A 13,022-nucleotide genomic window follows, 5' to 3' on the forward strand; every position below is an offset into this window, starting at 1 on the left:
CGACGCCTGCTCGGTCGCCGCGGCCTGCTCGCTGGCGCCCTGGCCGAGCTGCTCGGTCGAGGCCGCCTGCTCCGTCGCGCCCTGGCTCAGCTGCTCGGCGGTGGCCGCCGACTGCTGGGCACCCGCCGCCACCTGGCTCGCCGAAGCGGTCACCTCGGCGACGATCTCGCGCAGGTTCTCCGTCATCGTGTTCATGGCGCGCATCAGGTCGCCGATCTCGTCCTGGCCCCGCGCCTCGACGGTCTGCGTGAGGTCGCCGGCGCCGATGTCCTCGGCAAGCTTCACCGAGCGCGACAAGCCGCGCGAGATCGAGATCGACATCCAGGCGGCGGCCGCAGCGCCGATGGCGATGGCACCGAGCACGATCGCGATCAGCATGGTGCGGGTGCTCTCGTAGGCCGCCTGCGTGTCGTTGGCGAGCTCGCTTGCGATCTGTTTCTGATCGCCGATCATCACGGTGATCTGGTCGAGCATGCGCAGAAGCACGGGGCGCACCTTGTCGACGTTGAGGGCGATGGCACGGGCCTGGGTGTTGGTGACGCCCAGCGCCGTGATCCTGTCGGCCGAGGCCTTGAACGTGGTCCAGGCGTTGGAGATCGCCGCAGTGCGCGCGGCGAACGGGGAACTGGCCAGTTCGCGCTCTAGGGCGGCAAGCGACTGCTGGATGGAGCCGGTCGACTAGCGGTAGTCGTCGCTCAGGGACTTCAGAACCGCTTCGTCGTCCTGGAGGATGAGATTGGCGACCTGGAACCGCAGGCCGGCGACGTCCATGCGCATCCCGGCGAGGAGATCGCGCGGGGCCGGTGCGCCGTTGGCTGTGGCGAGTTCGGTGCCCAGCGCCGCCATGGCAGCGTTGAGGTTCTGGAAGTTCGGCGCCAGTTCGTCCCGCATGAGCTCGTTGGCGCGCACCGTGCCGTTGGCCTGGGACAACTCCATCACCTCGACGACGCTTCCGCGCCAGGTGCCGAGGTCGGCGGCCAGAGCATCGACCTTGGCAAGGGTCGCGGTGTCCGAAGCGCGGACGCGGTCGCGATAGGTCTGGAGCTGCCTGGACGCGTCGGCCACCTGGGTCTCGACTGCCGCACGCAGATCCGCCTTGGCCTTGTCGCTGGTCATCATCAGGAGGCCGTTGACGTTGCGGCCAAGGCTCTGGAGGTTGACGGCCAGCTCGCTGATGCGCCCGGTCTGCTCGAAGGGCCGCGCCACGAAGTCGCGCATGTTGTCGTTGCTCTGGCCGAGGCTCGAGATGCCGAAATAGCCGGCGGTGCCCAGAAGGGCGAGAACCGCTCCGAACGAGCAGATCAGCTTGGTCTTGATGGTGACGCGCATCGGAATGGGTCCGGGTCCGAAGAGGAGTGCGAAAGGGAGACGGAAGAGGTCGGAGTCAGTTCAGGGCAGGCGGCGGGTCGGGCTGCAGCACGGTCTCGAGGTCGAGCAGCACCACGAAGCGCCCGCCCTGCCGCGCGACGCCCGACAGGAAGCGCAGCGGCCAGCGCGTGCCGTTCTCAGGCACCGGCTCCACCGCGCCGCGGTCGAGCGAGACGACCTCGTGGACGGCGTCCGCCTTGATGGCGACGTAGAAGCCCTCGCCCGCCGTCTCGACGCGCGAGACGATGACGCGCGAGCTTTCCGTGTCGGCCACCGGCGGCATGGCGAGCCGGCGGCGCAGGTCGATCAGCGGCATGATGTTGCCGCGCACGTTGACGAGGCCGGGCGCGAAGTCGGGCGCGTTGGGCACCGTGGTCACCGGCGGCGGGTCGAGCACCTCGTGCACGGCCTCGACCTTGAGGGCGAAGACGTCCTGCCCGAGCGAGACGGTCAGGAAGTCCACGGGCGGGGCGCCGGCGGCGGGATCGGTTGCGGCGGCTTGGCTCATGGCGTCGGGTTCCGGCTCAGGCGGCGAGGCGGTCGGCGCGCGGGGCGCCCGCCTGCCGGACCAGGGAGTTGATGTCGAGGATGAGCGCCACCGATCCGTCGCCGAGGATCGTAGCCCCGGCGAGGCCCGGCGTCGCGCGGTGCAGCGGCGACAGGGGCTTGATCACGGTCTGGTGCTGGCCGACCACTTGGTCCACCACCACGCCGACGCGGCCGGTGTCCGTATCGGCCACCACCACGATCCCGTCGTCGCCCCCGGTGCCGCCGAACACGGCGTCCATGTGGAAGATCGGCACGATCGTGTTGCGGATGTCGACGAAGTTGCGGCCGTTGGAGTTGCGGCGCTCGATCGAGGCGAGCTCGACGCACTCCTCGACGTTGGCGAGCGGCAGGATGCACTTGGTCTCGCCGACGCGCACCAGGAGCCCGTCGATGATGGCGAGCGTGAGAGGCAGGCGCAGCGTGAAGCGCGTGCCGCGGCCGGGCTCGGTCGAGATCTCGATCGAGCCGTGCAGCTCGCCAATCGTGCGCCGGACGACGTCCATGCCGACGCCGCGGCCCGACAGGTTCGACACGGCGGCGGCTGTCGACAGGCCGGGATGGAAGATCAGCTCGTCGATCTCGCGGTCCGCGGGCGTGACGCCCTCGGCGACGATCCCCGCGGCCCGCGCCTTTTCCAGGATTCGGCCGCGGTTGAGACCGGCGCCGTCGTCCTCGATGGTGATGATCACCTCGGTGCCGGACTGGCGGGCCGAGAGGCGCAGCGAGCCGCGCTTCAACTTGCCGGCGGCAAGCCGCTTGTCCTGCATCTCGATGCCGTGGTCGATCGAGTTGCGGATGATGTGGACGAGCGGGTCGCCGAGACGGTCGAGCACGGTCTTGTCGAGCTCGGTGTCCTCGCCCGAAAGCACGAGGTCGATCTCCTTGCCGAGATCGGTCGAAAGGTCGCGCACCACGCGCCGGTAACGCGAGAACAAGGAATCGATGGGCAGCATGCGCATGTCCATCGCGGAGTCGCGCAGATCCGCCGAGATGCGCTCGATTTCCTCGACGACCGCGGTCAGCACCGGATCGTGGCGCTGGTGGGTGAGCGCGGTGAGGCGCGCCTGCGCGATCACCAGCTCGCCGACCTGATCGAGCAGCGTGTCGAGACGCGAGGCGGAAACGCGCACGCTGGCTTCCGGCTGGGCCTGCGCCTTCGGCTCCGCCTTGCCGCCCTCCGGCGCCGCGGCGCGGGGCGTCGCCGCAACGGCGGCGACGGGTTCGGCGGCCGACGCCGTTTCGGCGACGACGGCGGCCGACGCCTCGCGGGCGGGCTCCAGCTCCTCGATGGCGACGGCGCCCGGCTCGTCCACGAAGATGAACACGTCCTCGATGGCGTCGAGGCCAAGGGCCGTCGTCAGAACGACGCGCCAACCAAGGTGCAGGTCGGTCGGCGACAGGAGCGCGAGTTCGGGAACGGCGTCGGTGATCGCCTCGACCTCGGCAGTGCCGAGCGCGCGCAGCTCGTCGAGAAGCGCCAGGGGGTTGGTGCCGAACAGAAGCGCGTTGGCAGGCAGGCGCAGGGTGATGGCGAAGCGGCGCGCGCCGGCGTCCGCGGCGGTCGAGGGCGACGCGGCGGGGCTCGCCGCGCTCGGCGCCGTTGCGGCCTGCTCGCCGCCGACTTCGCGGCCGAGCGCGTCCACGAGCTCGGCGCTGCGGGCGGCGAGCTCGGGCGCCGGCTCGAACAGGAGGCGGCGGATCTGGTCGGTGGCGGCCAGGAGCACGCCCACGAGCGAGGGCGTCAGCGGCACCTCGCCGCGACGAACCTTCTCGAAGGCGTCCTCCAGCTTGTGGGCGAAGGCCGCCATGTCGGGCGGGCCGAACATGCCGCCCGAACCTTTGAGCGTGTGGAGCGCGCGAAAGGTGGTGTTGATGAGTTCGGCATCGTCGGGACGGGCCTCGAGGTCGAGGAGCGCCGCTTCCAGCTGCTCCAGGAGGTCGCGTGCCTCGTTCAGGAAGATCTCGACGGCGTTCCCGCTGTTCATGGGTGTCAGGCCCCGATCAGCTTGTTGACGACGGCAAGCAGGCGAGCCTGGTCGAAGGGCTTTACGATCCAGCCCGTGGCGCCCGCCGCCTTGCCGGCGGCCTTCTTGGCCTCGTCCGATTCGGTGGTCAGCATGACGATCGGCATGCCGGCATGCTCGGGCATGGTGCGGATCTTCCCGATCATCGTGATGCCGTCCATGTTGGGCATGTTGAGATCGGTGATCACGAGCGCGAAGCGGTTGCCGGCCAGCTTGGAGAGGGCATCGACGCCGTCCTCGGCCGTGGTCGGCGAGTAGCCCGCCGATTCGAGAGTGAAGGACACCATCTGACGGACGCTCGCGCTGTCGTCGACGCAGAGAACGGGCTTGCCCATGGGATCTAACCTTTGAATGATGCTTACGCGCGCACGCTCTCGGCCCAACCGGCAAGACCGGCGCGCGCGAGGAGCGCCGAGACGGCCGGCGAGGGTCGAAGGGCGAGGCTGACGTTGCGGGCGGTCGCGGTGCGGCCGGCGGCGACGAGGAGCTGGACGAGGCTGACGTCGGCCTCTTCGACAGCGGTCGCGTCGATCACCAGCGCTTCGCCGGCATGGTCGAGCAGATGCTCACCGAGCGCGGCATGGATCGCTTCGGCCTGCGAGAGGGTGCAGGGGCCCTTGAGCGAAAAAGGCATCATTAACGTCGTTCCGACCGTTCGGTTGCTTGCCGATCGAAAGATAAAATCCAAACGTTAAAATATACATTTTGATTCAATCTCGACGCGAACATCCCAGCCGCCGCGCCCGGGCCCGCACGAGAAGGCCCGCTGCCGTATGTGATCTACCCAACAGATTGATTGCGTTATATTTTCCGAAGAGTATGCCGCGCGATCGCTCGTCGAAGCCGAACCGATGCTCTACGTTTCGCTAACCTTGCCGTGCCCCGTCTTGGCCGCATTCGTTGATGTTTGGGTGCGGCGCACAATCCGAAAACGGGAATCGTCGGCCGCGATGTCGGGGCGGTCCCCGTCTCACAGGGTATGCTGGAACGGGAGAATCGCCCTCAGGGTGCGTCCTCCTGCGCCACCGTCTCGCGCAGCCAGTGGTGGAACCGTGCGAAGGCCGGCCGCTCCAGGCTGCGCGGCGGATGGAGAAGGGCATAGGGCGCCGGCAGCGCGATCTCGCGCGGCGAGGCGGGCGTTAGGAGGCCCGCCGCGAGTTCCCGCTCCACCGCGAAATCGGGCACCAGCGCGACGCCGAGCCCCGCCACCGCGCCCTCCACCACCATGGCGAACTCGTCGAAGCGGTGGCCCCGCAGGATGTCGCGCGCATCGATCCCCGCCTCGCGGAACCATTCCAGCCACAGCGTCGGGCGCGTCGCCTGCTGCAGGAGGGGCAGGCCGAGGAGCGTGCCGGCGTCGGCGAGGTCCCGTCCCGCAAGAAGCCGCGGGCTCGCCACCGCACGCAGCCGGTCGGCCCGCAGGGGAAGCGCCCGCATGGGGCCGGTCGGCGTGCCGGAGCGCAGGATGGCGGCGTCGAACCCCTCCGCCTCGAAGTTGACGGGCCCGAGCCGGGCGCTGACGTTGAGGCTGATCTCGGGCTCGGCCTGCGAGAAGGCGACGAGGCGCGGGCTCAGCCAGCGCGCGGCGAATGTCGGCAGCGCGGCAAGGTTCAGGATCTCCCGCCGGCCGCCGAAGGCCATGGTCTTCACCGTCGCGCTGTCGAGCCGGTCGAGGATCGCCGCCGCGTCGACCGCGAAGAGGCGGCCGGCGTCGGACGGCACGAGGCGCTTGCGCACCCGGTGGAACAGCGGCACGCCGAGCTTCTCCTCCAGGAGCGCCAGCGAACGGCTCACCGTGCTCTGCGTCAGGAACAAGGTGTCCGCGGCCTCCGTGACCGAGCCCTTCTCCATGCAGGCGACGAAGGCGCGAAGCTCGGCGATTGTGGGATGGTAGGCAGGGCGCATGGCGTGGAGTTCATCGAATTTGCGAATGTTTCCAACCGATATCATCGTTTGCTCGGGCGCACGACGGCGCGCACACTCCGGCCGAACCGACAGGAGAAGCCGTGATGTCCGCCCTGCCCTCTTCCCCGCAGCCCGTCCCGTCGCGCGCCGCGTTCGACTGGGCCGATCCGTTCCTCCTCGACGACCAGCTCGACGAGGACGAGCGGCTGATCGCGCGGACCGCCGAAGAGTTCGCCGAGGAGCGCCTTCGCCCGCGCGTCGTCGAGGCCTATGCGCGGGAAGAAACCGACCCGTCGATCTTCCGCGAGATGGGCGAGCTCGGGCTTCTGGGGCTGACCCTGCCGGAGGACTACGGCTGCGCCGGCGCGTCCTATGTCGCCTACGGCCTCGTGGCGCGCGCGGTGGAGCGTGTGGATTCCGGCTACCGCTCGATGATGTCGGTGCAGTCCTCGCTCGTGATGTACCCCATCCATGCCTACGGCTCGGAGGCGCAGCGCCGCAAATACCTGCCGAAGCTCGCCAGCGGCGAATGGATCGGCTGCTTCGGCCTGACCGAGCCCGACGCCGGTTCCGACCCCGGCGGCATGCGCACCACCGCCCGCAAGGTGGAGGGCGGCTATGTCCTCGACGGCGCCAAGATGTGGATCTCCAACGCGCCGATCGCCGACGTCTTCGTGGTCTGGGCGAAGTCCGACGCCCATGAAGGGGCGATCCGCGGCTTCGTGCTCGACAAGGGAATGAAGGGCCTTTCCGCCCCCAAGATCGAGGGCAAGCTCTCGCTTCGCGCCTCGGTCACCGGCGAGATCGTGATGGAGGGCGTCGAGGTCGGCGAGGACGCGCTGCTGCCCGACGTCTCCGGCCTGAAGGGGCCCTTCGGCTGCCTCAACCGGGCGCGCTACGGCATTTCCTGGGGCGCGATGGGCGCGGCCGAGGACTGCTGGCACCGCGCGCGCGCCTACACGCTGGAGCGCACCCAGTTCGGCCGCCCGCTGGCGCAGACGCAGCTCGTGCAGCGCAAGCTCGCCGACATGCAGACCGAGATCGCGCTCGGGCTGCAGGCATCTTTAAGGGTCGGGCGCGTGTTCGACGAGGGCCGCATGGCGCCGGAGATGATCTCGATCGTCAAGCGCAACAACTGCGGCAAGGCGCTCGCCATCGCGCGCGAAGCCCGCGACATGCACGGCGGCAACGGCATCATGGGCGAGTACCACGTGATGCGCCACGCCCAGAACCTCGAGACGGTGAACACCTACGAGGGCACGCACGACGTCCACGCCCTGATCCTCGGCCGAGCCCAGACCGGGCTCCAGGCCTTCTTCTGATGTCGGACACGCCGCTCGCCGGCCTCAAGGTCCTCGAGCTCGCGCGCATCCTCGCCGGCCCCTGGATCGGCCAGACGCTCGCCGATCTCGGCGCCGAGGTGATCAAGGTCGAGGCGCCGGAAGGCGACGACACGCGCCGCTGGGGCCCACCCTTCATCGAGCATGAGGGCGAGCGCACGGCGGCCTATTTCCATGCCTGCAACCGGGGCAAGCGCTCGGTGGTCGCCGACTTCGCGACCGAGGAGGGCCGCGCCCTGGTGCGGCGCCTCGCCCTGGAGGCCGACGTCCTCGTCGAGAACTTCAAGGTCGGGGGTCTTGCGAAATACGGCCTCGACTACGACACGCTCTCGAAGGAAAACCCGCGCCTCGTCTACTGCTCGGTCACCGGCTTCGGGCAGGACGGCCCCTATGCCGCCCGAGCCGGCTACGACTTCATGATCCAGGCGATGGGCGGCATCATGGACCTCACCGGCGAGCCGGACGGTCCCCCGCAGAAGATCGGTGTCGCGTTCGCCGACATCTTCACCGGCCTCTACGGCGTGATCGCGATTCAGGCGGCGCTGGCCCACCGGGACAGGACCGGGCGCGGCGATCACATCGACATGGCCCTCATGGACGCGATGACAGGCGTCCTCGCGAACCAGGCGCTGAACTACTTTGCCGGCGGCGTGCCCCCGAAGCGCCTCGGCAACGCCCATCCCAACATCGTGCCCTACCAGGGTTTTGCAGTCGCCGACGGCCATGTCGTCATCGCCTGCGGCAACGACCGCCAGTTCGCCCGGCTCGCGGACGTGATCGGCGAGGCGGGTCTGGCCGCCGATCCGCGCTTTGCCACCAACGAGGCGCGCGTCGCCAACCGCGCCGCGCTGGTCAAGGTCATGGAAGGACGGCTTCTTCTCATGGCCCGCGACGCGCTCCTCGCGACGCTGGAGCGCGAGGGCGTGCCGGCCGGCCCCATCAACACGCTCGCCGACGTCTTCGCCGACCCCCAGGTCGTTCATCGCGGCATGCGGATCGAGCCGGACGGCGTGCCGGGTCTTCGCACGCCGATCCGCTTCCGCGCGGCCGAACTCTCGCTCGCAAGGCCCTCGCCGCGCCTCGGGAGCGGCGGTACCGATGGGTTCGGAACCCCTTAGGCGTCCCATCCGCAGGCGCGGCGCAGCATGGCGCGCGCCTCCTGGCGCGATACGCCGGAGCAGCGATCGAGGGACGCCTTCGCCTTGGCGTGGTTGCGCAGGATATAGGCGGCGTTCTCCGGATACCGGCTGGCGCGCCATTCGCCGATCGTGATCGTCATCGCCTGCCGGACGCCGACGAGGTCGGGCAGGAGGTCGAGTTCATCCACCGGCACCGGGTGGACGGCGTGGTAGGCGGCGACGAGCTCCGCGATCGCGGCGAACGGATGCCCCGTCTCGGACACCTGGTAGGCGGAGGCCACGGCGAGATCGTAGATCGCGCAGGTCTCCACGAGATCGCCGAAGTCGAGGATGCCGGTGATGCGGTCCGTCTCCGCCTCGTCCACCAGGAGGTTGAACGGGTTGAAGTCGTTGTGGACCACCTGAGCCCGAAGCCCCGGTTCGCGCGGCGCGATCTCGTCCCGGAAGCCGGCGAAGATCGCCTCGACGCGGGCGCGCAACACCGGGTCGGAAATATGCCGCGTCCTTTCCATCAGCCCGGGCGAGCGGCGGATGTCCCAGACGATCTCGTGGACCGCGGCGGGATGGGAAAAGGAGGAAAGGCCCGACGCCAGGCGCCCGAGCGAGGTGCCGATCGAGCGCATCTGCCGGGGCGTGCGCGGCGCGCCGAAGAGCGGCCGTCCCGGCAACCAGGTCAGGAGCCGCGTGACGTGGCGCTCCCCGCCCCGCTCGGCCAGGAACTCCGCCTCCCCCGCCAGCGTGCGCACAAGACGCGAGGCCGGCACGTCCGGAACCGTGCGCTCGATATGCTCCAGCGCCCGGTTCTGGAAGGCGGAGACCGCCGGGTCCTCCGCCGCGTTGGCGATCTTGAGGACGAAGCGTCGGCCGTCCGCCACGTCGAGCCGCACCGTGAGGTCGCGCTCGCTGGTCAACAGGGAGGCCTCGGCCTCGATCCCGTAGCGCTCGGCGACGAGAGCCTCGATCTCCGCGATCCCGAAGGCCGGCGCGCTCGTGGTGAAGGCCGATCGCGGCTCGGCGGTCTCGGATGCGGACATGACCGGCCTTTCGATCGGGACGTTTTGGTAGCGATGGGACTGAACACGCGCGCGGACCACCGCCGCGAGAGAGTTTTTGGTATACCATATACGAACCGTGGACAAGTTTTCGCCGTGAGGATCGCGTGGTCCGTCCTCACTTGGGGGTCATGAACCCCACACCTCCCATCTATCTCCGCCACTCGGCATGGTATATCATGTATCGAAGGTCGCGGCTGCATCGACGCCAGGCCCCTCTACCCAGCCGGAGTTCGCATGAGCGCCACTGCCGATCTGTCCATGCCCAACGCTTTCGTTCCCGGACGCGGCAACTTGTCGGTGGAGAACGAGGCGCTGGTCGCGCGCCGCGCGCGCGTGCTCGGCCCCGCCTACCGCTTGATGTACGAGACGCCGCTCCATCTCGTGCGCGGCGAGGGCGTCTGGCTCTACGACGAAACGGGCCGCGCCTTCCTCGACGCCTACAACAACGTCACCTCGATCGGGCACTGCCATCCCCGCGTGGTGGAGGCGATCCGCGCGCAGGTCGGCGTGCTCGCCACCAACACGCGCTATCTTCACACGGCGATCCTCGACTATGCCGAGCGGCTGGTCGCAACCTTCCCCGCCGAACTCGGCCAGGTGATGTTCGCCTGCACGGGCAGCGAGGCCAACGATCTGGCGCTGCGCATCGCCAAGGCCCGCACCGGCGGCACCGGCGTCATCGTCACCGCCAACGCCTATCACGGCATCACGGAAAGCGTGGCCGCCTTCTCGCCGTCGCTCGGCGCATCCGTCGATCTCGGGTCCCACGTGCGCACCGTGCCGGCGCCCGACCGCTATCATCTCGGCGACGTCGATGTCGGCGCGGCCTTTCGCGCCGGCGTCGAGGCCGCCATCGCGGACCTCAAGCGACACGGCATCAAGCCGGCGGTGCTGATCGTCGATTCCCTCTTCACCAGCGACGGCGTGCTGCCCGGTCCGACCGGCTTCCTCCAAGGGGCGGCGGATGCGATCCGCGCCGCGGGCGGCCTCTTCATCGCCGACGAGGTGCAGCCGGGCTTCGGGCGCACGGGCGAGGCGATGTGGGGATTCGCGCGCCATGGCGTCGTGCCCGACATGGTGACGCTCGGCAAGCCGATGGGCAACGGCCAGCCGATCTCGGCCGTGGTGATGCGCCCGGAGGTGGTCGCCGATTTCGGTCGCAACGCCCGCTACTTCAACACGTTCGGCGGCAACGCCGTGTCCTGCGCCGCGGCCATGGCGGTGCTCGACGCGATCGAGGCCGAACGCCTCCAGGAGAACGCACTGGATACCGGCCGCTATCTTCTCGAGCGCGTGGCCGCCGTCTGCGCCGCCCATAACGCCGTCGGCGACGTGCGTGGCGTCGGCCTGTTCCTGGCCGTCGAGTTCGTGGCCGACAGGGCGACCAGGGCCCCCGACCGGGCACGCGCCTCGCGCGTCGTCAACGCCATGCGCGAGCGCGGCGTCCTGATCTCGGTCTCCGGCCAGCACCACAACAGCCTGAAGATCCGGCCCCCCATGGTCTTCTCCCGTGAGAACGCCGACCTCTTCGCGGATGTTCTGGGCGAGGCCCTGACGGCGACCGCCTGACCGCCGGTCAGGCCGGCTCCGCCTCGCGGCGCCGCGCCGCTTCCACCGCTTCCAGATGCGGGATCAGGAAGCCGCCCGCGACCCTCAGGTCCGCCACGATCCCGGCGCGGGCGCCCGCGCCGTCGCCCCGCTCCAGCGCGGCGACGAGCGCGCGATGCGCTTCGTTGGCCTTGGGCTCGTAGTCCGGCGCGCCGAACAGCTCCTTCATGTAGGGGCCGGTCTGGCTCCACAGGTCGGTGATCATCTCCATCAGGCGCGGCGAGGCCGCCTCGGCATAGACCGCGAAGTGGAAGGCCTGGTTCTGCCGGCGATAGCTGTCGTGATCGTGGCTGACCAGGCTCTCGTCCATGTCGTCGGCCAGCCGCGACAGCTTCCGCAGAACCGCCTTCCGGATGCGGGGAGCGGCAAGTTCCGCCGCGAGCCCCTCGAGCTCGCACCGGATGCGCGCGAGCTCGGCATATTTGCCCGCTTCCAGCGCCGGCACCGCGATCGAGCGGTTGGGCAGGAGCGCGAGGAGCCGCTCGGCCACGAGGCGCTGCAGCGCCTCGCGCACCGGCGTCGTCGAGATCCCGTAGCTCTCGGCAAGGCTGCGGATCACCAGGACCTGCCCGGGATGGAACCCGCCCGCCATCAGCCCGTCGCGGATGCGATCGTAGGCGAGGTCGTTGAGGGTCCGGTACTCGATCTTGGTCACGCCACAGCCTCCGAAGCGCGGCCAGCATATCATATATGACGGCCGCGCCTCGACGATGTCAGCGGAAGAGTTCGGGCTTCTCCAGGCGGAGCGCCGCCGCGCGGCGGTGCCCCTCCAGTCCTTCCGACGCGCTCTGGCGGGAAGCCGGCGGCGCGACCGCCGCGACCCCTTCGTCGTCGAGCCACTGGTGCGTGGCGATCTTGACGTAGGAGCCCACCCACAGCCCACCGGTGTAGCGCCCCGCGCCCATGGTCGGCAGCGTGTGGTTGGTGCCGCAGCATTTGTCGGAATAGACGACGCTCGCCTTCGTGCCGATGAACAGCGAGCCGTAGCCGGAGAGCTTGGCCGCGAAGGCTCGCGGGTCGCGCGTGTGCACCTGGAGGTGCTCGGCGGCGATCCAGTCGGAATAGGCGACCATGTCGGCCTCCGACGCGCAGACGGTGACCTCGCCCTGCGCCTCCCAGGACACGCGCGCGACGCCCGCGGTGGACAGCGTCTCGAGCTGGCGCTCCACTTCCGCGATCACGGCCTCGGCCAGCGGCGCGTGCGTGGTGATGAGGCCGACGCGGGTGTGGATGTCGTGCTCGGCCTGGGCGAGGAGGTCGGTCGCGATGATTTCCGCGTTCCCCGTCTCGTCGGCGAGCGTGTAGATTTCGCTCGGGCCTGCCAGCTGGTCGATGCCCACCGGCCCGAAGACCTGGCGCTTGGCCTCGTTGACGTAGGCGTTGCCGGGACCGACGATCTTGTGCACCGCCGGGATGGTCTCGGTCCCGAAGGCCATGGCCGCGATGGCCTGCGCCCCGCCGATGCGGAAGATGCGGTCCGCGCCCGACAGGTGGCAGCCGGCGATCATGGCTTCCGCCGCCGTCGGCGGCAGGCAGGCGATCACCTCCGGGCAGCCCGCGACCTTGGCCGGCACGATGGTCATGATCGGCGCCGACAGGAGCGGATAGCGACCGCCCGGCACGTAGGCGCCGACGCGGCTGACGGGGATCACCCGGTGGCCGAGATGGAGGCCGGGCCGCAGCTCGATCTCGAGCGGCAGGATCGTCTTCAGCTGCGCCTGCGCAAAGGCTTGCACGTTGGCGATGGCGAACTCGGTGTCGGCCCGGGTCTGCGGATCGAGCCGGGCCACCGCCGCCTCGCGCTCGGCCATCGTCACCTCGACGCTCGAAGGCTCCACCTTGTCGAAGGCAGCGGAATAGCGCCGCACGGCCGAATCGCCCTCGCCCCGCACCGCCGCCAGGACCTCGGCCACGGTGCCCGCGACGCTCGCATGCGTCTGCCCCTGCGGCTTCGGCGCCTTCACGAAATGGAGGCGGGCGCGAAGGGTGTCGATCTCGTGAGCCATCGGGGGTCTTCCTGCTGGTTTTGCGCGC

14 protein-coding genes are annotated in these 13,022 nt (G+C 69.7%); 4 read left to right on the forward strand and 10 right to left on the reverse strand.

Annotated features, from left to right (window positions below):
• The coding region (locus AUL34_RS21330) for a methyl-accepting chemotaxis protein (protein WP_156421054.1) at positions 1-486 on the reverse strand (486 nt) is incomplete at its 3' end.
• A 28-nt stretch (positions 487-514) separates the two neighbouring features.
• Here AUL34_RS21330 and AUL34_RS21335 point away from each other — a divergent pair.
• Positions 515-682 (forward strand): hypothetical protein, encoded by a 168-nt coding sequence (locus AUL34_RS21335; RefSeq protein WP_156421055.1) that lies wholly within the window; start codon positions 515-517, stop codon positions 680-682.
• Here AUL34_RS21335 and AUL34_RS21340 read toward each other — a convergent pair.
• From AUL34_RS21340 to AUL34_RS21365, 6 genes are all read right to left on the reverse strand, one after another.
• Positions 679-1,329: an MCP four helix bundle domain-containing protein gene (locus AUL34_RS21340; protein WP_061938684.1), complete on the reverse strand. Its 651-nt coding sequence runs from the start codon at positions 1,327-1,329 to the stop codon at positions 679-681. The genes AUL34_RS21335 and AUL34_RS21340 overlap by 4 nt on opposite strands.
• A 55-nt stretch (positions 1,330-1,384) precedes the next feature.
• Positions 1,385-1,876, reverse strand: coding sequence for a chemotaxis protein CheW (locus tag AUL34_RS21345; RefSeq protein WP_061938688.1), 492 nt, complete (start codon positions 1,874-1,876; stop codon positions 1,385-1,387).
• Between the two features lie 16 nt (positions 1,877-1,892).
• Complete coding sequence (locus tag AUL34_RS21350) at positions 1,893-3,902, reverse strand: chemotaxis protein CheA (protein WP_061938691.1); 2,010 nt, start codon at positions 3,900-3,902, stop codon at positions 1,893-1,895.
• A 5-nt stretch (positions 3,903-3,907) separates the two neighbouring features.
• Positions 3,908-4,276 (reverse strand): response regulator, encoded by a 369-nt coding sequence (locus AUL34_RS21355; protein WP_061938694.1) that lies wholly within the window; start codon positions 4,274-4,276, stop codon positions 3,908-3,910.
• 23 nt (positions 4,277-4,299) lie between these two features.
• The gene (locus AUL34_RS21360; RefSeq protein WP_061938696.1) at positions 4,300-4,578 is read right to left on the reverse strand and encodes a lipid asymmetry maintenance protein MlaB; all 279 of its coding nucleotides are present in this window, start codon (positions 4,576-4,578) and stop codon (positions 4,300-4,302) included.
• Positions 4,579-4,943: 365 nt separating this feature from the next.
• Complete coding sequence (locus tag AUL34_RS21365; protein ID WP_061938744.1) at positions 4,944-5,846, reverse strand: LysR substrate-binding domain-containing protein; 903 nt, start codon at positions 5,844-5,846, stop codon at positions 4,944-4,946.
• A 104-nt stretch (positions 5,847-5,950) separates the two neighbouring features.
• On the opposite strand from AUL34_RS21365, the gene AUL34_RS21370 reads away from it, so the two are divergent.
• Positions 5,951-7,168 carry an acyl-CoA dehydrogenase gene (locus tag AUL34_RS21370; protein ID WP_061938699.1) on the forward strand — a complete coding sequence of 406 codons (1,218 nt, stop codon included), beginning with the start codon at positions 5,951-5,953 and terminating at the stop codon, positions 7,166-7,168.
• Positions 7,168-8,304, forward strand: coding sequence for a CaiB/BaiF CoA-transferase family protein (locus AUL34_RS21375; protein ID WP_061938702.1), 1,137 nt, complete (start codon positions 7,168-7,170; stop codon positions 8,302-8,304). Before AUL34_RS21370 ends, AUL34_RS21375 begins: the two co-directional genes overlap by 1 nt.
• Here AUL34_RS21375 and AUL34_RS21380 read toward each other — a convergent pair.
• Positions 8,301-9,359: a phosphotransferase gene (locus tag AUL34_RS21380; RefSeq protein ID WP_061938705.1), complete on the reverse strand. Its 1,059-nt coding sequence runs from the start codon at positions 9,357-9,359 to the stop codon at positions 8,301-8,303. The genes AUL34_RS21375 and AUL34_RS21380 overlap by 4 nt on opposite strands.
• Positions 9,360-9,632: 273 nt before the next feature.
• Between AUL34_RS21380 and AUL34_RS21385 the strand changes: the two genes are divergently transcribed.
• The gene (locus tag AUL34_RS21385) at positions 9,633-10,949 is read left to right on the forward strand and encodes an aspartate aminotransferase family protein (protein ID WP_370539074.1); all 1,317 of its coding nucleotides are present in this window, start codon (positions 9,633-9,635) and stop codon (positions 10,947-10,949) included.
• Positions 10,950-10,956: 7 nt separating this feature from the next.
• Here the strand turns inward: AUL34_RS21385 and AUL34_RS21390 are convergent, their stop codons facing one another.
• The gene (locus tag AUL34_RS21390; protein WP_082653565.1) at positions 10,957-11,643 is read right to left on the reverse strand and encodes a GntR family transcriptional regulator; all 687 of its coding nucleotides are present in this window, start codon (positions 11,641-11,643) and stop codon (positions 10,957-10,959) included.
• 58 nt (positions 11,644-11,701) lie between these two features.
• Positions 11,702-12,994 carry a histidinol dehydrogenase gene (gene hisD, locus AUL34_RS21395; protein WP_061938708.1) on the reverse strand — a complete coding sequence of 431 codons (1,293 nt, stop codon included), beginning with the start codon at positions 12,992-12,994 and terminating at the stop codon, positions 11,702-11,704.
• Between the last annotated feature and the right edge of the window lie 28 nt (positions 12,995-13,022).

It is taken from the genome of Aureimonas sp. AU22, assembly GCF_001463745.1.
Taxonomy (GTDB): Bacteria; Pseudomonadota; Alphaproteobacteria; order Rhizobiales; family Rhizobiaceae; genus Aureimonas.